Source organism: Phycicoccus sp. M110.8 (assembly GCF_032464895.1).
Taxonomy (GTDB): domain Bacteria; phylum Actinomycetota; class Actinomycetes; order Actinomycetales; family Dermatophilaceae; genus Pedococcus.
The window spans coordinates 225,094-244,202 of record NZ_JAWDIC010000005.1 but is presented as its reverse complement, the minus strand read 5'-3'; the positions used below and the strand labels follow the sequence as shown (position 1 = coordinate 244,202).

The following is a 19,109-nucleotide window of genomic DNA, read 5'->3' as shown; positions in this document are numbered from 1 at the left end:
CCGGGTGGGGGGCTACCGCCCGCGCAGCTCCGCGGCATACCGCGACAGCGCGCCCCGGTAGCCCTGGGTGTCGTCGTCGCCCGCGTGGTGGAGCAGGACGTCGACGAGGTCCGCGACGGCCTCGCCCGGGCGCCCGCAGTCGAACGCGGCCAGGGCGCGGAACGCGGCCACCGCCGCAGACCCCGGACGCTCGGTCTCGAGCTCGGTGAGCAGGTCGTGGGCAGCCTCGGCCTGCCCGGTGTTGCGCAGGCTCGAGGCGAGCTGGATGCGGGCCCGGTGCCGGTGCGGCTCGCGCAGCCCGGCCGCGAGGGCCTCCCGGTAGACCTCGACGGCGTCGGACTCGCGGCCGGCCGCGTCGAGCGCGGAGGCGTACTCGTAGACCAGCCGCGGGTCGTCGGGGCGACGGTCCCGCAGGGCCCGGGCGGCATCGACCCGGGCTGCGTCGTCGCCCATGGCCCACAGGGCCGAGATCTCACCCTCCAGCTCGTGCTCGCCCCGGGCCGCCACGACCTTGCGCCGGATGTCGGCGGCCGTGTCGGACGTGGCCCCCTGCCCCACCAGCCAGGCCGCGACCTGGGCCCGCTCCGAGTGGCACATGAGCGCGACCACGTCGCCGTCGGCCGCGCCCGGCACGAGCGCCTGCAGACCGCCGAGCTCGGTGTCGTAGGACTCGATGTCGGCCACGCCGGCGCGGGCCAGCCCGGCGCGCAGGTGGCTCTCCAGCTCCTCCATGGTGCGCCCGCGCAGGTAGTGCGCCTTGTGCGCCGCGACGACCCGGTCGGCCCGCAGCCCGGCGATCTCGCCCATGGCCTCGAGCAGCTCGTCGGTGCGGTCGCCGGCCAGGCCGAGGCCCAGGTGGACCTGCCCGCCGGGCACGGTCAGTCCGTGCGCCACGTCGAGGAGCGCCTCCAGCCCGGCCTCGTTGTGCGCGAGGTCGACGATGACCGTGATCTCGGCACCGTCGGCGCGCCGCAGGGTGTACGTGTTCATGCGCCCCGGGTTGAGCCGGTCGTCGGGGGCGAACGTGCGCAGCCCGTCGATGACGGCGTCGCGTGGGATCCCCAGGCCCAGCGCTGCGGCGGTCGCGGCGAGCACGTTCGCGATGTTGTGCTGCGACAGGCCCGAGAGGGTAGCGGGGACGTCGAGCACGCTGACGAGCCGGTCGGGGTCACGGCCCGCCTCGAGCACGGTCACGTCGCCGTCCAGGACCGTGGCGGCCCGGCCGCCGAGGTCGAGCGCCTGGCGGATGGCGGGTGCGTCGGGGCGCAGCGCGAACACCCACGGCTTGGCGCGGGTGCCGGTCCGCATCGCCCACACCCGCGGGTCCTCGCCGTTGAGCACGGCCCACCCGCCCGGGCGCGTGGCCTTCGTGACGAGCGCCTTGACCTCGGCGAGCTGGTCGACGGTGTCGATGCCCTGCATCCCGAGGTGGTCGGCCGACACGTTCGTGACGACGCTGACGTCGTTGTGGCTGACCCCCATGCCCTTGAGCAGCATGCCTCCGCGGGCCGTCTCGAGGATGCCGAGCTGGACCCCGGGGGCGCTGAGGACCGCCCGCGCGCCGGCAGGTCCGGAGTAGTCGCCCGCCTCGACGAGCTCGCCCTGCACGACGATGCCGTCCGTCGAGGACCACCCGGTGCGCAGACCGGCGGTCATCCCGATGTGACCGAGCAGCCGGGTGGTGGTCGTCTTGCCGTTGGTCCCCGTCACGGACGCGACGGGGATGGTGGGCCGGACGATGGCGGGACGGTCGCCGGGTGCGGCCGCGGCCACGACCGCAGCCTGCTCGGCGACCGCGTTCCGGCCCTCCAGCCACGCCTGCAGGACCGGGCCTGTCGCCTCACCCAGGGCTCGTGCCCGTCCCCGGCGTCGCCAGACGAACGCGACGACCACCTGCGCCGGGCTGGAGCCCGCACGCACCCGCACGCCCAGCCGGGTGGTCCCGCTCGCCGCTGCGGTCGCCCGGACGGCGCGCTCGACGACCCGCATCACGAACCGCTGGCGCGCCTGCGTCCCGGGCGCACCCGGCCGGGCACCCGGCATACCCACGCTCGCGGCGACGGCCACGAGGGCGGCCTCCTCGGCCGCGAGGTAGCCCGGGAGCTCGAGGGTGACCTTCACCGCCGGCTTGGCGAAGTAGAGGTTCGGGCCCTCGAGGACGCGGACCTCGGTGACGGCAACGGTCGGGGCCGCGCCGGATGCGGACGTCATGGCGTCAGACGCTACTGCCCGCCCGCGGGTCCCGCGCCGCGGCTACTGCCCCATGGCGTGCACGCCGCCGTCGACGTGCACGATCTCGCCGGTCGTGGCCGGGAACCAGTCCGACAGCAGGGCCGCGCACGCCTTGGCGGCCGGCACCGGGTCGTTGACGTCCCAGCCCAGCGGCGCCCGCTGGCCCCACGTGTCCTCGAAGGCGACGAAGCCCGGGATCGACTTGGCCGCGGTGGTGCGGATCGGCCCGGCCGACACCAGGTTGCTGCGGATCCCCCTGGGGCCGAGGTCGCGGGCGAGGTAGCGGTTGGTGGACTCGAACGCCGCCTTGGCCACGCCCATCCAGTCGTAGACCGGCCACGCGAACTTCGCGTCGAAGGTGAGGCCGACGATGGCACCGCCCTCGCGCATCAGCGGCAGCGCCGCGACGGCCAGCGACTTGAGCGAGTAGGCCGAGGCGTGCATCGCGGTCGACACGTCCTCGAACGTGCCCTCCATGAAGTTGAACGCGCCCTGCGGCGCGAACCCGATCGAGTGCAGCACCCCGTCGAGGTGGTCGACGTGCTCGCCGAGCCGCTCTGCCAGGCTGTCGAGGTCCTCCTGGTTGGTCACGTCGAGCTCGATGACCGGCGGGGTCGTGGGCAGGCGCTTGGCGATGGTCTGGGTGATCTTGAAGGTGCGCCCGAACGACGTCAGGACCACCTCGGCCCCCTGCTCCTGTGCCAGCTTGGCGACGTGGAACGCGATCGAGGAGTCCATGAGGACGCCGGTGACCAGCAGCTTCTTGCCCTCGAGCAACATGGGGTTCTCCTTCGGGAGCGGGGAGCGGGAGCGGGGGTCGGACAGGTCGGGTGGGGACGGGTCGGGTCAGTGGCCCATGCCGAGGCCGCCGTCGACCGGGATGACGGCGCCGGTGATGTATGCCGCGTCGTCGCCCGCGAGGAAGCGCACCGCGGCGGCGACCTCGTCGGCCTGGCCGAACCGGCCGGCCGGGATGCTGGCGAGGTAGGCCTTCTGCCGGTCCTCCGGCAGGGCCGCGGTCATGTCGGTCTCGATGAAGCCGGGGGCGACGACGTTGGCGGTGATGCCGCGGCCGCCGAGCTCGCGCGAGATGGAGCGGGCCAGCCCGACGAGGCCGGACTTGCTGGCGGCGTAGTTGGCCTGACCCGGCGAGCCGTAGAGGCCGACGACGCTGGAGATGAAGATGATCCGCCCCCTGCGCGCCCGGATCATGCCCTTGACCGCGCGCCGGGCACAGCGGAAGGCGCCGGCGAGGTTGGTGTCGAGGACGCTGTCGAACTCCTCGTCGCTCATCCGCATCAGCAGCGTGTCGCGGGTGATGCCGGCGTTGGCGACGAGCACCTCGACGGGGCCGCCGAGCAGCTCCTCGGCCTCGGTGAACGCGGCGTCGACGCTGGCGGTGTCGGTGACCTCGCACCGGACCGCGCGCAGGCCCTCCGGCGCCTCGCCGGAACGGTTCGTCACCACGACGTTCTCACCGGCCGCAGCCAGTGCCCGGGCGATCGCCAGCCCGATGCCGCGGTTGCCTCCGGTGACGAGGATGTTGCGCCCAGCCATCGATCTCCTCCGTGCCTCGCGGCCGTCTGTCGGTCGTGCGACGGGCCCCGTGCGGGGCCCGGCTGCGACCCTACCGACTACCCATCGGTAGGCCTCATCCGGAACGCCCGGGGCCCGATCGGTGGCGCCGTCCGTCCCGGCTTATCGTTGAAGGGTGCCCCGTCCCCGCCGCCCCCACCACGACGAGCCCGTCGTGCAGTCGGTGACCTCCGCCCCCGAGTCGCTGGCGGAGGAGCAGGCCCACCGGATCAAGCGCTACCTGCTCACGATGGCCGTGCGCACCGTCTGCTTCGTGGGCGCCGCGGTGACCGCGACCAAGGGCGCGTCCCCCTGGGTGTGGGGCACCCTGTCCGTCGCGGCGATCCTGCTGCCGTACGTCGCCGTCGTCATGGCCAACGCGGTGCGGCCGCGTGCCCCGGGCGGCTCGCGGCCCGTGGTGCCGCGGGGCGACGGGCCGCCTCAGATCGGGCCACGGTGACCGACACCGTGACCGAGCTGGTCTGCAGCGCCAAGGGCTGCCGTCGCGAGGCCACCTGGGCGCACCTGTGGAACAACCCGAAGCTGCACACCACCGACCGGCGCAAGGTGTGGCTGGCGTGCGAGGAGCACCGGGCGTCCCTCGGCGACTTCCTCTCGGTGCGCGGCTTCCTCAAGGAGACCGTCGCCGCGGACGCCATCCCCGCCGACGCCGGTTAGTCGGCCGACGGCTGTCGGCCGTCGACGCGGGTCAGCCGCCGATCGAGGACATCGGGCGGGCCGGCTGCACGAACGCGTCCGTGCCGATCCCGTGCCCCGGCGCCTTGCGCCACATCTCGCCGCGGATGAGGCCGGCGATCTCCTCGTCGCTCGCCCCCTCGCGCAGCGGGCCCCGCAGGTCGGTCTCCCTCTGCGAGAAGAGGCAGTTGCGCACCTGGCCGTCGGCGGTGAGCCGCGTGCGGTCGCAGGCCGCGCAGAACGGCGCCGAGACACTGGCGATGATGCCCACCGTCTCGGGGCCTCCGTCGACCAGGAACCTCTCGGCGGGGGCGCTCCCCCGGTCCGCCGCGGGCAGGGGCGTGAGGGTGAACCGCTCTGCGAGCCGGTCGCGCACCTCGTCGGCACTGATCATCGTCGAGGCGTCCCACCCGTGCTGGGCGTCCAGCGGCATCTGCTCGATGAACCTCAGCTCGTAGCCGCGGTCGAGGCACCACTGCAGCAGCTCTGCCACCGAGTGGTCGTTGATGCCGCGCATGGCGACGGCGTTGACCTTGACGGGGGTGAGGCCGGCAGCGGCGGCCGCCTTGAGCCCGGCCTCGACGTCGTGCAGGCGGTCGCGCCGGGTCAGGTCGGCGAACTCGCGCGGGTCGACGGTGTCGAGGCTGACGTTGATGCGGTCCAGGCCGGCGTCGGCGAGGGGCTGGGCGAGCCGGTCGAGGCCCACGCCGTTGGTGGTCATCGCGATCGAGGGCCGGGGGTCGAGATCTGCGATGCGACGGACCACGTCGACGAGCGAGCGGCGCAGGAGCGGCTCACCGCCGGTCAGCCGGACCTGGCGCACGCCGAGTCCCACGAAGATCCCGACGAGCCGCACGAGCTCGTCGTCCGTGAGCATCTCCGGCTTGGCGAGCCACGGCAGGCCCTCGGCCGGCATGCAGTAGCGGCAGCGCAGGTTGCACCGGTCGGTCACGGAGACGCGCAGGTCGCGGGCCACCCGTCCGTGCCGGTCAGGCAGGCCCCGCAGGTCGTCCGGCGGGCGCGCGCTGTCGCGCACCATCGGGAAGGGGAGGCCGGTCATGCCCCCCAGCCTAGGCCGGGTACCGTGAAGAAGTGTTCAGGACGCTCACCTCGCGGCGCTGGCTGGGCGCCCTGGCGGTGGCCGCGGTGTTCGCCGTGGCGGCGTTCTTCCTCGGTCGCTGGCAGTGGCACCGCTACGAGGCGAAGTCCGCGCGGGCCGACCGCATCCACTCCCACTACGGCGCCACGCCGCGCCCCGTCGGGCAGGTGCTGGGAGCGTCGCCGATGCCGCTGGCCTCCGACTGGACCCGCGTCACCATGACCGGGACGTATGCCGCGGACAGCCAGCTGCTCGTGCGCAACCGCCCGCACGACTCGGTCTACGGCTACGAGGTCGTCGTGCCTTTCCGGGCCGACGGTGCCGGCACGGTGCTGCTCGACCGTGGGTGGGTGGCCAACGGCAGGACCGCGGAGACCCCGCCGGACGTGCCCCCCGTGCCCACCGGTCGGCTGACCGTCACCGGCTGGGTGCGGCAGGGCGAGCCGTCCCTCGGCCGGCAGATGCAGCCGGGCCAGCTCGCCAGCATCAACCTGCGTGAGGCGTCCGCGGCGGTGGGGACCCCCCTGCTGGGCGGGTACGTCATCGTGCAGGGCGAGAAGGCAGCGGACGGCCGCACCCCGCCGCGGCCGGCACCGCTCGAGGCGCCCGACACCGACCTCGGTCCGCACCAGGCGTACGCGTTCCAGTGGTGGCTGGCCATGGTCGCCGGTTTCGTCCTCGTGTGGTTCGGGGCGCGGCGCGAGCACCTCGAGTCGCTGGAGCCGGTCGGGCCGGTCACCGGCACGGGTGACGGTGGTGCCCCCGGTGACGGTGGTGCGGGCGACGGAGGCGCGGGTGCCGACGGCGGCAGGCAGGCCGAGCCCGTGGGTGCCCGCGCCGGTCGCACGGGCCGTCCCGCCAAGCCCAAGAAGGTGCGCATCTGGGACGAGGAGGACGGCTGACCGGGGGCTGACCGGGGGCTGAACTGGAACTGGCAGGCATTGGGCGCACTTTGGCACCGGCGCCGTCGTGCCCGCGCACGACACGGCATACGGTCGTCCCTGTGACGACGCCGGACCGCACCCGCACGCTCAGCCTCCTCACCGTCCCGGTCGTGCTGGTGCTGTGGGCGTCGGCGTTCGTCGCGATCCGGCACCTGGGGCCGTCGGTCTCCCCCGGCGCGCTGTCGCTCGGGCGGCTGCTCGTGGCGTCCGTCGTCCTCGGCGCCATGATGCTGACCCGGCCCCGCACGTGGCCGAGCCGGCGAGACCTGCCGCTGCTCGTGACGTGCGGGGTGCTGTGGTTCGGCGTCTACAACATCACGCTCAACGCCGCGGAGCGCCGCATCGACGCCGGCACCGCCGCGATGCTGGTCCAGATCGGCCCCATCGTCGTGGCCCTCCTGGCGGCGGTCTTCCTCGGCGAGCAGCTCACCCGCTGGCTCGTGGCCGGGGCCGTCGTGGGGTTCGCGGGCGTCGTGGTGATCGGCCTCGCCAAGTCCGGCCACGGCGCCGGCGACCTCGGCGGGGTCCTGCTCGCGGTGGTGGCGGCGCTGACCTACGGCGCCGGCGTCGTCACCCAGAAGCCGCTGCTGTCCCGCCTGCCCGGACTGGAGGTCACGTTCCTCGCCTGCGTCATCGGCGCGGTGGTGTGCCTGCCCTTCACCCCCGACCTCGTCGACACCGTGCGGCACGGCAGCGCGACGACGCTGCTGCTCGTCGCCTACCTGGGCGTCTTCCCCACCGCGGTCGCGTTCCTGCTCTGGGCGTTCGCGCTGTCCCGGACGAACGCCGGCACGCTGGCCCTGACGACCTTCCTGGTGCCGGTCATCGCCACCGGCCTGGGGTGGCTGTTCCTCGACGAGCTCCCGCCGGCGGGCGCGTACGTCGGCGGGGCCCTGTGCATCGTCGGCGTCGTGCTGACCCGTCGCCGCCCCCGGCCGGCCCGCCGCACCGTCGACCGGACGGCCTCCGAGCCGGACATGGTGCCCTCCGGCTCCTGAGGAGTCCTACGCCGGGACGTCGGACTCCTGGTCGGCGAACTGGGTCGTGTACAGGTCGCGGTACAGACCCCTCCGGGCCATGAGCTCGGTGTGCGTGCCGCGCTCGACGATGCGCCCGGCGTCGACGACCAGGATCTGGTCGGCGCCCCGGACCGTCGACAGGCGGTGCGCGATGACGAGGGCCGTGCGGCCGGTCAGGGCGGTGTCGAGGGCGCGCTGGACGGCCGCCTCGGACTCGCTGTCGAGGTGCGCCGTCGCCTCGTCGAGGACGATGAGACCCGGCCCCTTGAGCAGCAGGCGGGCCAGCGCGAGCCGCTGCTTCTCGCCGCCGGAGAGGCGGTGGCCCCGGTCGCCGACAACGGTGTCGAGGCCCTCCGGCAGGGCGTCGACGAGGGCCCAGACGTGCGCCGCCCTGAGGGCGGCGACCATCTGCTCCTCGGTCGCGTCGGGGGCGGCGTAGGCGAGGTTGGCCCGGATGGTGTCGTGGAAGAGGTGCGCCTCCTGCGTCACGACGCCGACGGTCGCGTGGACCGAGTCGAGGGTGGCGTCGCGCAGGTCGACGCCGTTGATGCGGACGGCACCCGTGGTGGGGTCGTACAGGCGCGCGACGAGGCTGGTGATGGTGGTCTTGCCGGCGCCGCTCGGCCCGACGAGGGCGACCAGCTGCCCCGGCTCGACGGTGAACGTCACGTCGCGCAGGACGGCGCCGGAGCCCTTGCGGTCACCGACCGCCGTGCTCTCGAGCGATGCCAGCGACACGTCGTCGGCCGAGGGGTACCGGAAGCCCACCCCGTCGAGCTCGACGGACACCGGGCCGTCGGGCAGCCGGCGGGCGCCGGGTCGCTCCTGGACCAGTGGCTCGAGGTCGAGGACCTCGAAGACCCGCTCGAACGAGACGAGGGCGGTCATGACGTCGACGCGGACGTTGGAGATCGCGGTGAGCGGCCCGTAGAGGCGGGCGAGCAGAGCCGTGAGGGCGAGCAGGGTGCCGACGGTGAGCGTGCCGCCGACGGCCATGAGGCCGCCGAAGCCGTAGACCATCGCGGTCGCCAGCGAGGCGACGAGGGTGAGCGCCACGAAGAAGATGCTGCGGTTCATGGCGATCTTGACGCCCATGTCGCGCACGCCGGCGGCGCGCTCGGCATACTCCTCGTCCTCGCGGCGGGCGTCGCCGAAGAGCTTGACGAGCAGCGCGCCGGCCACGTTGAACCGCTCCGTCATGCGGGTGCCCATGTCGGCGTTGAGGCCCATCTGGGCGTGGCTGAGGCCCGCGAGCCGGCGGCCCATCCAGCGCGCGGGGACGATGAAGAACGGCACGAGCGCGAGCGAGGCCAGGGTGAGCTGCCAGGACAGGGTCGCCATCGTGCCGATGATCAGCGCGAGCGACACGACGTTGCTGACGACGCTGGAGAGCACGGACGTGAAGGCCTGCTGGGCGCCGAGGACGTCGGAGTTGAGCCGGCTCACCAGCGCACCGGTCTGCGCCCGGGTGAAGAACGCGATGGGCTGGCGCAGCACGTGGGCGAAGACCTCGGTGCGCAGGTGGTAGATCAGGCCCTCGCCGATCCGGGCGGAGTACCACCGCGAGACCAGGGTGAGCGCGCCGTCGGCCACCGCGATCGCCGCGACGAGCAGCGCCAGCTCGACGACGACGCCGCGGTCCCTGGGGATGATGCCGCGGTCGACGATGTCCTTGAGCAGCAGCGGGGTGGCGACGACGAGGGCGGCGTCGAGCACGACGACCACGACGAAGACGGCGATCTCGCGCTTGAACGACCGTGCGTACGACAGGGTGCGGCGAGCGGTGCCGGGCGCCAGCTTGCGGTCCTTGACCGAGTCGTCACGGGTCAGCGAACGCATGGCCATCCAGCCAGACATGCTCATGCGCCACCTCCGATTCGTTCCGGCGGGACAACGCCTGTGCGCCGGGTCGCATTCCCATCGTGGCCCCCGGCACCGACAGCGCCTCGGCGGGTCAGGTGCTGGCGCGCTGGAGCATCCCGTGCAGCAGCCGGCCCTGCGCCTCGCGCTCGAGCCGCAGCTGGGTGTCGCGGTCGCTGGTGGCGGCAGCGGCCAGCAGCGGCTTGAGCTCGCGCAGGGCGTCGGCCGGGGCGGCCAGCAGGGCGGCGACGAGGTCGGCCGTGGTGGCCTCGAGCTCGGCACGGGGCACCGCGACGTTGGCCAGGCCAGTCGCGACGGCCTCCTGCGCGCCGACGAACCGTCCGGTCGCGCAGATCTCGAGCGCCCTCGCCGGGCCCACGAGGCGCACGAGCGGGCCCGTGCCACCGAGGTCGGGGACCAGCCCGAGCGAGGTCTCGCGCATGGCGAGCTGGACGTCGTCGGCGACGACCCGGAGGTCGGCGACCAGGGCCAGCTGCATCCCCGCCCCGATCGCATGGCCCTGCACGGCCGCGACCACGACCGCGGGCACCGACGCCCACGCCGTGAACCCGCGCTGGAACGCCTCGATCGCGTCCGCCGCGGCCTCGGGGCCGCCGACGGCCAGGGCGAGGATGTCCTGCTCCCCCTCGACGCCACCCGGGCGCAGCATGCCGCGGTCCAGGCCGGCCGAGAACGACTGCCCCTCACCCCTCAGCACCACGACCCGCACGGAGGCGTCCAGCCCTTCGGCGACGCCCGCGAGGGCGGCCCACAGGCTCGGCGTCTGCGCGTTGCGCTGCTCCGGCCGGTCGAGGCTTACGGTGACGACGTCGCCGGTGCGGGCGACGTGCAGGTGCGGGTGCGGCCGGTCGGGGGTGTCGCTCACCCGGGCAGGCTATCGGCGGGCGAGGTGCCGGCGGGCAGGTTGTCGGCGCGGGCCAGCACCAGCTGGGCCACCGCGTCGGTCTGCGCCAGTGCGCCCGGGACCATCGTGACGCCGTGGCGGCCGCACTCCTGGGCCATGCGGTCGCGCAGGATGCCCTCGGCCACCATGAAGGAGACGGCGACGGTGCGGTCGGTGTCCTCCGGCAGCCGCCGCAGGACCTGCTCCAGCGTCGCCCCGCCGTCCAGCGCCGCGACGTCCCAGCGCCCCCAGCCCTCGCGCGGGTGCTCCTGGACGACGTGGGTCACGGCGGCGACGGCGTCGCTGTCGCTGGACCCCGCGGCATACAGCAGCACGGCGGTGCGGGGGTCGGGCGCGACGCCGTGCGCGAGCAGCAGCTCCTCGGCGGCGTCGAGCAGGAGGGGATGGGGCCCGAGCGGCTCGGCCAGGGCGACGCGGGCCCCTGACGTCGACGCGATCTGCTCCACCGCCGCCGGCACGTCCACCCGGGCGTGGTACGCCGGGGTGATCAGCACCGGCACCACCACCGCGTGGTCGCCGAGGGCCGACGCCGTGTCGCTCGGGGTCGGTTCGTGGTGGTCGAGGTATGCCGTGTGGACGGGGCGCGCGGGCGCCAGGGCCCGCACGTGGCCGGCCAGCTCCTCCACGCCGCGGGCGTGCCGGGGGTCCGGCGAGCCGTGGGCCAGCAGCACGATCTCAGGTGCACTCACCGAAGGGACGCTACTCCCCCGCGAGGTCGCCGAGGCGGTCACGCACCGCGACGACCTCCCCGACGACCACGACGGCGGGCGCCCGGACGCCCGCCCGCGCGGCGTCCTCGGCCGCGCGCTCGAGGGTGCTCACGGTCGTGCGCTGCTGCGGCGTCCACCCACGCTCCACCATGGCCACGGGGGTGGATGCCGGCCGTCCGGCGGCGATGAGCGCCCGGGCGGTCTCGGCGAGCCGCGTGACGCCCATGAGCAGCACGAGGGTGGCGTCGGGGGCGGCGTCGGCCGCCGCCGAGAGCACGTGGTCGGCCCCCTCGTGGGCGGAGGCGACGACGAACGAGGCCGTGATGCCGCGGTGGGTCACCGGGATGCCCGCGGCGGCCGGGACGGAGACCGCCGAGGTCACGCCGGGCACGACCTCGACCGGTATGCCGTGCTCGGCGCAGTGCAGCGCCTCCTCGCCTCCCCGGCCCAGGACGAAGGGGTCACCGCCCTTGAGCCGGACGACGTTGCGCCCCTGCGAGGCGTGGTGGACGAGGATCTCGTTGATCCGCTCCTGGCTGGTGGGGTGGTTGCCGGGTGTCTTGCCGACGTCGACCACCTCGACCTCGGCAGCCAGCGTGTCGAGCAGGCCCCGGGGACCGAGCCGGTCGGTGACGACGACGTCTGCCGCTGCCAGCAGGGCCCGTCCCCGCACGGTGATGAGGTCGTCGGCCCCCGGTCCGCCGCCGACGAGCGCCACGCGACCCCGCCGGGCCGGTGCCCCCTCTCTCGACGGCACACGGTGGCGGCGGACGGGCAGGGTGCCCGAGTCGAGCGCGGCCAGGACGGCGTCCCGCACGGCGGTCGCACGCCGCGGGTCCCCCCCGGCGTTGACGGCGACGGTGAGGCCCTCCGCCGGGGTGCCCTCGCGGCCGCGGGCGACGGCGGGCGTCCAGGCGCTGGACGCCGCCGCGTCGTCGGCGCGTACGCACCAGACCCGCGCGGCCTCGGCCTCGCGGGCCACCTGCGCGTCCGTGACGGGGTCGCCGGTCGCCGTGTGGACCAGCCAGGCGGGCTCGGGCTCGAGCAGGTCACCGGCGACGTAGTCGCGCTCGTGCCACCCGATGGCTCCGGTCGCGACCGCCTCGGCGAGCTCCTCGCACACCCACGGGGCCACCACGTCGACGTGTGCGCCCGCGTCCAGGAGGCCACGGACCCGACGCGCGGCCACGGGACCGCCGCCCACCACGACGGCGCGGCGGCCGTGGAGGTCCAGGGTGAGCGGGTAGTCCGCCTGCGCGGTCATCAGATGCCCTCGCCGACCGCGCGGTCCGGTGCGTCGGCCATGCCCGCGGCGAGCGTGGCGCCGTCGGACTCGTCGATGAGCAGGAACGCGCCGGTGCGGCGAAGGACGCGGTAGTCGTCGACCGGCACGTCCTCGGCGAGGCGGATGCGCACGCGACCGATCGCGTTGAGCGGCAGGCCGTCCGGGGCGGTGCGGTGCTCCATCGTCTCGATGTCGAGCTGGTCGACCACGTCCTCGACCAGGGCCCGGGTCGTGCGGGTGCCGACCCGGAGCAGGACACGGTCGCGCTGGCGCAGCGGCCGGTCGGAGAGCACGGCCACGGTGCCGGCGAGGGACCGCGTGAGCAGGCCGGGCTCGTCCGCCGAGGCGATGAGGTCGCCCCGCGAGACGTCGACGTCGTCGGCCAGCCGCAGCGTCACCGACTGGGGCGCGAACGCCACGTCGAGCTGCTCCAGCGAGCCGTCGGGCCGGGTCCGGTCGATGCCCTCGACGGTGGTCGTGCGGCCCGAGGGCAGGACGGTCACCCGGTCGCCGGGACGGACGACACCGGAGGCGAGCCGCCCGGCATACCCGCGGTAGTCGGGGTGCTCGGGGGTCCGCGGCCGGATGACGTACTGCACCGGCATCCGCAGGGGCTGGGTCGAGGGGTCGGTGCCCACGGGCACGGACTCGAGGTGCTCGAGCAGGGTGGGACCGGTGTACCAGGCCGCGCGGTCGGACCGGTCGACCACGTTGTCGCCGAAGAGGGCCGACACCGGCACGGCGACGACGTCGTCGATGCCGAAACGCGTTGCGTGGCGGGCGAACTCGGCCACGATCGCGTCGAACCGCTCCTGCGACCAGTCGACCAGGTCCATCTTGTTGACGGCGACCGCGACGTGCCGCACGCCCAGCAGGCCGGTGACGGCGAGGTGGCGTCGGGTCTGCTCCACGACGCCGTGACGTGCGTCGATGAGGATGAGCGCGAGCTCGGCGGTCGAGGCGCCCGTGACCATGTTCCGGGTGTACTGGACGTGGCCCGGGGTGTCGGCGAGGACGTAGGACCGGGTCGCCGTGGAGAAGTACCGGTACGCGACGTCGATCGTGATGCCCTGCTCGCGCTCGGCCCGCAGGCCGTCGGTCAGCAGCGCGAGGTCGGCCGCGTCGAGGCCGCGCTCGCGGCTGACCCGCTCGACCGCATCGAGCTGGTCGGCGAGCACGGACTTGGTGTCGTAGAGCAGCCGGCCGACCAGGGTCGACTTGCCGTCGTCGACCGAGCCGGCCGTGGCCAGCCGGAGCAGGTCGTGCTGCACCGGCGCGCTGGTGAGGGTCATCACGGAGTGTCCTTCCTTGTCTGGGGCCCCCGCGAAGTATCGGAGCGAGGCACGAGCGCAGAACTTCGTGGGGATTTCAGAAGTACCCCTGCTTCTTGCGGTCCTCCATGGCGGCCTCGGAGAGGCGGTCGTCGGCGCGGGTCGCCCCGCGCTCGGTGAGCCGCGAGGCGGCGAGCTCGAGGATGACGCCGGCGACGTCACCGGCGTCGGACTCCACGGCACCGGTGCAGCTCATGTCGCCGACCGTGCGGTAGCGGACCCGTCGCGTCTCGACCGGTTCGGTCTCCCGGGGGCCACCCCACTCGCCGGCCGTCAGCCACATGCCGTCACGGAGGAAGACCTCGCGCTCGTGCGCGTAGTACAGCTCCGGCAGGGCGATGCCCTCGCGCTCGATGTAGCGCCAGACGTCGAGCTCGGTCCAGTTGGAGAGCGGGAAGACGCGGACGTGCTCACCCGGGGCGTGGCGGCCGTTGTAGAGGTCCCAGAGCTCCGGCCGCTGCCGCCGCGGGTCCCAGGCACCGAACGCGTCGCGCAGGCTGAACACCCGCTCCTTCGCCCGAGCCTTCTCCTCGTCACGGCGGCCACCGCCGAAGACCGCGTCGAACTTCCCGGCCTCGATGGCGTCGAGCAGCGGGACGGTCTGCAGCGGGTTCCGGGTGCCGTCGGGGCGCTCGCGCAGGCGGCCGTCGTCGATGTAGTCCTGCACCTTCGCGACGACCAGCCGGACGCCCAGGCGCTCCACCGTCGCGTCGCGGTAGTCGAGCACCTCGGGAAAGTTGTGCCCGGTGTCGACGTGCAGCAGCGCGAAGGGCAGCGGCGCCGGCGCGAACGCCTTGATCGCCAGGTGCACCATGACCACCGAGTCCTTGCCACCGCTGAAGAGGATGACGGGGCGCTCGAACTCCCCCGCCACCTCGCGGAAGATGTGGATCGCCTCGGACTCCAGGTGGTCGAGGTGGTCGAGGACGAGCGGCGTGGTGCTCGGGAGTGTCGCAGTCACAACGGTTTCCGTCTCGGTCGTGGTCATGTGTGCAGCCCGCACTCGGTCTTGTCCTTGCCGGACCAGCGCCCGGCCCGGGCGTCCTCGCCCTCGGCCACCGGCCGGGTGCAGGGCGCGCACCCGATCGAGGCGTAGCCCTCCTGCCGCAGCGGGTTGAGGAAGACGCCGTGCTCGGCGACGTAGCGGTCGACGTCGTCGTCGGTCCACGCCGCGATCGGGTTGAGCTTCACGAGGCCTCGCCGGGCGTCCCAGGTGACCAGGTCGATGTCCGTGCGGGTGGGCGCGTCGGCCCGCCGCATGCCGGTGACCCACGCCTCGTAGCCCTCGAGGGCGCGGTTGAGCGGCTCGACCTTGCGCATCGCGCAGCACGCGTCGGGGTCGCGGTCGTGCAGCTTCGCCCCGTACTCCTCGTCCTGCTGCGGCACGGTGAGCAGCGGCAGGATCGTGCGGATCTCGATCGGCAGCATCGCCTGGTAGGCGTCGCGCGTGCCGAGCGTCTCGACGAAGTGGTAGCCGGTGTCGAGGAAGAAGACGTCCGCGCCGGTGAGGGTGGTGCCGACGAGGTGCACGAGCACCTCGTCGCCCATCGAGGACGCGACGGTGAGGTGCTCGCCGAAGGTCTCGTGCGCCCAGCGCAGCGCCTGCGCGGCGAGGTCCACGCGCCCCTCGTATGCCGCGTGCTCCGGTGCGCGCTCCAGCGCGGCGAAGCGCTGCTGCGCCTCGAGGGCGAGGGCCTCGAGCGCGGCCGGGTCGCGGCGGGTTCGGGTGACTGCTGCTGCGCCGGTTGCTGCTGCGTCGATGCTCACGACTGCTCCTCTCGTCCGAGGGCGGCCTGCTCGGCCACCCGCCCGGGAATGTGCTGCGCCTCGACCCTCTCGAGCCGCACGGTGAAGACGCGGGCACAGGCCCGGCACTCCCAGCCGCCGGACGGCTCCTCGACCGGCCAGAGGTCCTCCTCGGCGCAGAAGGGGCAGTGGCGGACGACCCCGCGCGGGCTGTCGCTCATCGCAGGTCGTCCTCGTCCGCCCGGTGAGCCCAGTGGGCGAAGGACTCCTCGCCCTCGCGCTGCGCGAGGAAAGTGCGGGCGAGCCGCTCGAGGTAGTCCGGCAGGTCGAGCGCACGGACCTTGAGCGCGCGGGTCTTGCGGGCCAGCTGCGGCTCGGTGCCGAGGCCGCCACCGAGGTGGACCTGGAAGACCTCCACGAGGGTGCCGTCCTCGTCGGTCTGCACCATGCCCTTGAGACCGAGGTCGGCGACCTGGAAGCGGGCACAGGAGTTCGGGCACCCGTTGACGTGGATGGTGAACGGGACGTCGAAGTCGGGCAGGCGGCGCTCCATCTCGGCGATGACGGTGTTCGCGCGGCCCTTGGTCTCGACGAGGGCCAGCTTGCAGAACTCGATGCCGGTGCAGGCCATCACGCCGCGGCGCCACTCGGACGGGTCGGACGGCAGCCCCAGGGCGGCCAGGCCCTCGGTCAGCGCCGCCACCTCGTCCTGCTCCACGTCGAGGACGAGCAGCTTCTGGTGGGCGGTGAGCCGCACCCGCCCGGAGCCGTGGCGCTCGGCGAGGTCGGCAACCGCCTCGAGCGTGGTCCCGCTGACCCTGCCGGCCAGCGGGGCGACACCGACCCAGAATCGACCGTCCTGCTGGGCGTGCACGCCCACGTGGTCGCGCCGGTGGGCGCTGGGGGCCTCGGGCGCAGGGCCGTCGAGGAGAGCGCGGCCGAGGTACTCCTGCTCGAGCACCTCACGGAACCGCTCGACGCCCCAGTCGGCGACGAGGAACTTGAGCCGGGCGCGGTTGCGCAGCCGCCGGTACCCGTGGTCGCGGAAGATCGAGACGACGCCCTTCCACACCTCGGGCACGTCGGCGAGCGGCACCCAGGCGCCGAGGCGCTGGGCGAACATCGGGTTGGTCGACAGGCCACCGCCGACCCAGACGTCGAACCCCGGGCCGTGCTCCGGGTGGACGACCCCGACGAAGGAGACGTCGTTCGCCTCGTGGGCGACGTCGAGGCTCGGGCTGCCCGAGATGGCGGTCTTGAACTTGCGGGGCAGGTTGGAGAACTCGGGGCTGCCGATGTACCGGCGACGGATCTCCTCGACGGCCGGGGTTCCGTCGACCACCTCGTCGGCGGCGATGCCGGCCACGGGCGAGCCGAGGATGACGCGTGGGGTGTCCCCGCACGCCTCGGCCGTCGTGAGCCCGACGGACTCCAGCCGCTCCCAGATCTCCGGCACGTCCTCGACCCGGATCCAGTGCAGCTGGATGTTCTGGCGGTCGGTGATGTCTGCGGTGTCGCGCGCGAACTCGCTGCTGATCCCGGCGACGGTGCGCAGCTGCTCGCCGGAGAGCGCTCCGCCGTCGCTGCGGACGCGCAGCATGAAGTACTCGTCGTCGAGCTCGGCCGGGTCGAGGGTGGCCGTCCTGCCGCCGTCGATGCCGGGCTTGCGCTGGGTGTACAGCCCCCACCAGCGCATCCGCCCGCGCAGGTCCTCACCGGGGATGCTGGCGAAGCCCTCCTTGGCGTAGACCTGCTCGATCCGCGCCCGCACGTTGAGGCCGTCGTCGGCCTGCTTCAGCTCCTCGTTGGCGTTGAGCGGGGTGCGGTCGCCGTCGGCCCAGGCGCCGCTCGCCTTGCCGGCCTGCCTGCGGGGTCGGGTGGGGGTCTGGGTCACCCCACCTATTCTGCACCGCTGGTTATGGATCGCATAACGGTCCATTATCCGACCCTAATCCCCACCGATCCGGCAGGATTTCGGAGGTCGGGCAGCCGCTCCGGGTCAGGCGAGCGCGATGAGGTCCCGGTAGTCCTGGCCCCAGAGGTCCTCGACGCCGTCCGGCAGCAGCAGGATCCGCTCGGGCTCGAGCGCGTCGACCGCGCCCTCGTCGTGCGTGACGAGCACGACCGCGCCCTTGTAGGTGCGCAGGGCCCCGAGGATCTCCTCGCGCGAGGCGGGGTCGAGGTTGTTGGTCGGCTCGTCGAGCAGCAGCACGTTGGCGCTGGAGACGACCAGCATGGCGAGCGACAGACGCGTCTTCTCACCACCGGACAGCACTCCGGCCGGCTTGTCGACGTCGTCTCCGCTGAACAGGAACGACCCGAGGACCTTGCGCACCTCGGTCTCGCCGAAGCTGTCCGGGGCGGCCGACTTCATGTTCTCGAGCACCGAGCGCGTGACGTCGAGGTTCTCGTGCTCCTGGGCGTAGTAGCCAAGCTTGAGCCCGTGGCCGGGCTCGACCTGCCCGGTGTCCGGGTCGTCGACCCCTGCCAGCATGCGCAGCAGCGTGGTCTTGCCCGCGCCGTTGAGGCCGAGCACGACGACGCGCGAGCCGCGGTCGATGGCGAGGTCGACGTCGGTGAAGATCTCCAGCGACCCGTAGGACCGCGACAGCCCGCTGGCGCGCAGCGGCGTCCGCCCGCACGGCGCCGGGTCGGGGAACCGCAGGCGTGCCACCTTGTCGGTGACCCGCTCCCCCTCGATGCCGGCGAGCATCCGCTCGGCGCGCTTGATCATGTTCTGGGCGGCGACGGCCTTGGTGGCCTTGGCGCGCATCTTCTCGGCCTGCTCCATCAGGGCCGCGGCCTTCTTGGTCGCGTTGGCGTACTCGCGCTTGCGGCGGCGCTCGTCGGTCTCGCGGGCCTGCAGGTAGGCCTTCCAGCCGACGTTGTAGAGGTCGAGCTCGGCCCGGTTGGCGTCGAGGTGGAACACCCGGTTGACGACCGCGTCGAGCAGCTCGACGTCGTGACTGATGACCACGAGGCCGCCGGAGTACCCCTTGAGGTAGTCGCGCAGCCACGCGATCGAGTCGGCGTCGAGGTGGTTGGTCGGCTCGTCGAGCAGCAGGGTCTCCGCACCCGAGAACAGGATGCGCGACAGCTCGACCCGACGGCGCTGGCCACCGGAGAGGGTGCCGAGCGTCTGGCCCAGGATGCGCTCGTCGAGACCCAGCGCGCTGGCGATGGAGGCGGCCTCGGACTCCGCGGCATACCCGCCACGCGCGGTGAACTCGCCCTCGAGCCGCGCGTACCTGCGCATCGCCTTGTCCCGGGTCTCGTCGTCGGCACTCGCCATGCCGCCCTCGGCCGCCCGCATCTCCCGGACGATCCGGTCAAGGCCGCGGGCCGACAGGATGCGGTCCCGCGCGAGGACCTGCAGGTCGCCCGTGCGCGGGTCCTGGGGCAGGTAGCCGACCTCCCCCGAGCTCGTCACGGACCCGGCGGCGGGCTGCCCCTGGCCGGCCAGGACCTTGGTGAGGGTGGTCTTGCCGGCGCCGTTGCGCCCGACGAGGCCGACCCGGTCCCCCGCGGCGATCCGGAAGGTGGCCCCGTCGAGGAGGAGGCGGGAGCCGGCGCGCAGCTCGACTCCACTGGCGGCGATCACGACGAGGCTCCTGACATCGGGGAGGCGCCGCGACCTCCGCGGCACAAGGGGGCGCCCTCCGCGAAGTTGCGTGGGCGCCGACTGGG

Annotated in this window: 18 protein-coding genes; 4 read left to right on the top strand and 14 right to left on the bottom strand. The window is 73.8% G+C overall.

Translation table 11 applies throughout. The features are described from left to right. Positions 1-12: 12 nt before the first annotated feature. The 3 genes from RKE38_RS19485 to fabG form a co-directional block, all read right to left on the bottom strand. Positions 13-2,211, bottom strand: a complete 2,199-nt coding sequence (locus tag RKE38_RS19485) for a tetratricopeptide repeat protein (protein WP_316009126.1) — start codon at positions 2,209-2,211, stop codon at positions 13-15. A 42-nt stretch (positions 2,212-2,253) separates the two neighbouring features. Beyond that, positions 2,254-3,012: an enoyl-ACP reductase FabI gene (gene fabI / locus RKE38_RS19480; RefSeq protein ID WP_316009125.1), complete on the bottom strand. Its 759-nt coding sequence runs from the start codon at positions 3,010-3,012 to the stop codon at positions 2,254-2,256. A 66-nt stretch (positions 3,013-3,078) separates the two neighbouring features. Next, positions 3,079-3,789 (bottom strand): 3-oxoacyl-ACP reductase FabG, encoded by a 711-nt coding sequence (gene fabG, locus RKE38_RS19475; RefSeq protein ID WP_316009124.1) that lies wholly within the window; start codon positions 3,787-3,789, stop codon positions 3,079-3,081. A 154-nt stretch (positions 3,790-3,943) separates the two neighbouring features. Between fabG and RKE38_RS19470 the strand changes: the two genes are divergently transcribed. Both RKE38_RS19470 and RKE38_RS19465 read left to right on the top strand, forming a co-directional pair. Next, positions 3,944-4,267: a DUF3099 domain-containing protein gene (locus RKE38_RS19470; protein ID WP_316009123.1), complete on the top strand. Its 324-nt coding sequence runs from the start codon at positions 3,944-3,946 to the stop codon at positions 4,265-4,267. Next, positions 4,264-4,485, top strand: a complete 222-nt coding sequence (locus tag RKE38_RS19465; RefSeq protein WP_316009122.1) for a hypothetical protein — start codon at positions 4,264-4,266, stop codon at positions 4,483-4,485. The genes RKE38_RS19470 and RKE38_RS19465 overlap by 4 nt, the downstream gene beginning before the upstream one ends. A gap of 31 nt (positions 4,486-4,516) precedes the next feature. Here the strand turns inward: RKE38_RS19465 and moaA are convergent, their stop codons facing one another. After that, on the bottom strand, positions 4,517-5,542 hold the full coding sequence (gene moaA, locus RKE38_RS19460; RefSeq protein ID WP_316009148.1) for a GTP 3',8-cyclase MoaA: 1,026 nt from the start codon (positions 5,540-5,542) through the stop codon (positions 4,517-4,519). A gap of 53 nt (positions 5,543-5,595) precedes the next feature. Between moaA and RKE38_RS19455 the strand changes: the two genes are divergently transcribed. Together RKE38_RS19455 and RKE38_RS19450 are read left to right on the top strand one after the other, a co-directional pair. Continuing rightward, positions 5,596-6,504 (top strand): SURF1 family protein, encoded by a 909-nt coding sequence (locus tag RKE38_RS19455; protein ID WP_316009121.1) that lies wholly within the window; start codon positions 5,596-5,598, stop codon positions 6,502-6,504. Positions 6,505-6,605: 101 nt separating this feature from the next. Then, positions 6,606-7,544, top strand: a complete 939-nt coding sequence (locus RKE38_RS19450; protein ID WP_316009120.1) for a DMT family transporter — start codon at positions 6,606-6,608, stop codon at positions 7,542-7,544. Between the two features lie 6 nt (positions 7,545-7,550). On the opposite strand, the gene RKE38_RS19445 is transcribed toward RKE38_RS19450, so the two are convergent. The 10 genes from RKE38_RS19445 to RKE38_RS19400 all read right to left on the bottom strand — a co-directional run bounded on the left by RKE38_RS19445 (position 7,551) and on the right by RKE38_RS19400 (position 19,023). Further along, positions 7,551-9,428, bottom strand: coding sequence for an ABC transporter ATP-binding protein (locus RKE38_RS19445; RefSeq protein ID WP_316009119.1), 1,878 nt, complete (start codon positions 9,426-9,428; stop codon positions 7,551-7,553). A 91-nt stretch (positions 9,429-9,519) separates the two neighbouring features. Beyond that, positions 9,520-10,311, bottom strand: a complete 792-nt coding sequence (locus tag RKE38_RS19440) for an enoyl-CoA hydratase/isomerase family protein (protein ID WP_316009118.1) — start codon at positions 10,309-10,311, stop codon at positions 9,520-9,522. Further along, the gene (locus RKE38_RS19435; protein ID WP_316009117.1) at positions 10,308-11,039 is read right to left on the bottom strand and encodes a sirohydrochlorin chelatase; all 732 of its coding nucleotides are present in this window, start codon (positions 11,037-11,039) and stop codon (positions 10,308-10,310) included. Before RKE38_RS19435 ends, RKE38_RS19440 begins: the two co-directional genes overlap by 4 nt. Positions 11,040-11,049: 10 nt before the next feature. Further along, positions 11,050-12,324, bottom strand: coding sequence for a uroporphyrinogen-III C-methyltransferase (cobA, locus tag RKE38_RS19430; protein ID WP_316009116.1), 1,275 nt, complete (start codon positions 12,322-12,324; stop codon positions 11,050-11,052). Beyond that, positions 12,324-13,637 (bottom strand): sulfate adenylyltransferase subunit 1, encoded by a 1,314-nt coding sequence (locus RKE38_RS19425; RefSeq protein ID WP_316009115.1) that lies wholly within the window; start codon positions 13,635-13,637, stop codon positions 12,324-12,326. The genes cobA and RKE38_RS19425 overlap by 1 nt, the downstream gene beginning before the upstream one ends. 76 nt (positions 13,638-13,713) lie before the next feature. Continuing rightward, the gene (gene cysD / locus RKE38_RS19420; protein WP_316009114.1) at positions 13,714-14,664 is read right to left on the bottom strand and encodes a sulfate adenylyltransferase subunit CysD; all 951 of its coding nucleotides are present in this window, start codon (positions 14,662-14,664) and stop codon (positions 13,714-13,716) included. Further along, a complete protein-coding gene (locus RKE38_RS19415; protein ID WP_410055491.1) occupies positions 14,661-15,437 on the bottom strand; it encodes a phosphoadenylyl-sulfate reductase in 777 nt (258 codons plus the stop codon). The genes cysD and RKE38_RS19415 overlap by 4 nt, the downstream gene beginning before the upstream one ends. Positions 15,438-15,439: 2 nt before the next feature. Then, a complete protein-coding gene (locus RKE38_RS19410) occupies positions 15,440-15,643 on the bottom strand; it encodes a hypothetical protein (protein ID WP_316009113.1) in 204 nt (67 codons plus the stop codon). Next, on the bottom strand, positions 15,640-17,361 hold the full coding sequence (locus RKE38_RS19405) for a nitrite/sulfite reductase (protein WP_410055490.1): 1,722 nt from the start codon (positions 17,359-17,361) through the stop codon (positions 15,640-15,642). The genes RKE38_RS19410 and RKE38_RS19405 overlap by 4 nt, the downstream gene beginning before the upstream one ends. A gap of 60 nt (positions 17,362-17,421) precedes the next feature. Next, entirely contained in the window at positions 17,422-19,023 is a 1,602-nt protein-coding gene (locus RKE38_RS19400) for an ABC-F family ATP-binding cassette domain-containing protein (RefSeq protein WP_316009111.1), read from the bottom strand. Positions 19,024-19,109: the final 86 nt, after the last annotated feature.

What these genes read in the sequence shown, in the direction of transcription:
- RKE38_RS19485 (WP_316009126.1), bottom strand. Translation starts at nt 2,211, where the DNA reads ATGACGTCCGCATCCGGCGCGGCCCCGACCGTTGCCGTCACCGAGGTC.
- fabI (WP_316009125.1), bottom strand. Translation starts at nt 3,012, where the DNA reads ATGTTGCTCGAGGGCAAGAAGCTGCTGGTCACCGGCGTCCTCATGGAC.
- fabG (WP_316009124.1), bottom strand. Translation starts at nt 3,789, where the DNA reads ATGGCTGGGCGCAACATCCTCGTCACCGGAGGCAACCGCGGCATCGGG.
- moaA (WP_316009148.1), bottom strand. Translation starts at nt 5,542, where the DNA reads ATGGTGCGCGACAGCGCGCGCCCGCCGGACGACCTGCGGGGCCTGCCT.
- RKE38_RS19445 (WP_316009119.1), bottom strand. Translation starts at nt 9,428, where the DNA reads ATGAGCATGTCTGGCTGGATGGCCATGCGTTCGCTGACCCGTGACGAC.
- cobA (WP_316009116.1), bottom strand. Translation starts at nt 12,324, where the DNA reads ATGACCGCGCAGGCGGACTACCCGCTCACCCTGGACCTCCACGGCCGC.
- RKE38_RS19425 (WP_316009115.1), bottom strand. Translation starts at nt 13,637, where the DNA reads ATGACCCTCACCAGCGCGCCGGTGCAGCACGACCTGCTCCGGCTGGCC.
- cysD (WP_316009114.1), bottom strand. Translation starts at nt 14,664, where the DNA reads ATGACCACGACCGAGACGGAAACCGTTGTGACTGCGACACTCCCGAGC.
- RKE38_RS19410 (WP_316009113.1), bottom strand. Translation starts at nt 15,643, where the DNA reads ATGAGCGACAGCCCGCGCGGGGTCGTCCGCCACTGCCCCTTCTGCGCC.
- RKE38_RS19405 (WP_410055490.1), bottom strand. Translation starts at nt 17,361, where the DNA reads ATGGACCGTTATGCGATCCATAACCAGCGGTGCAGAATAGGTGGGGTG.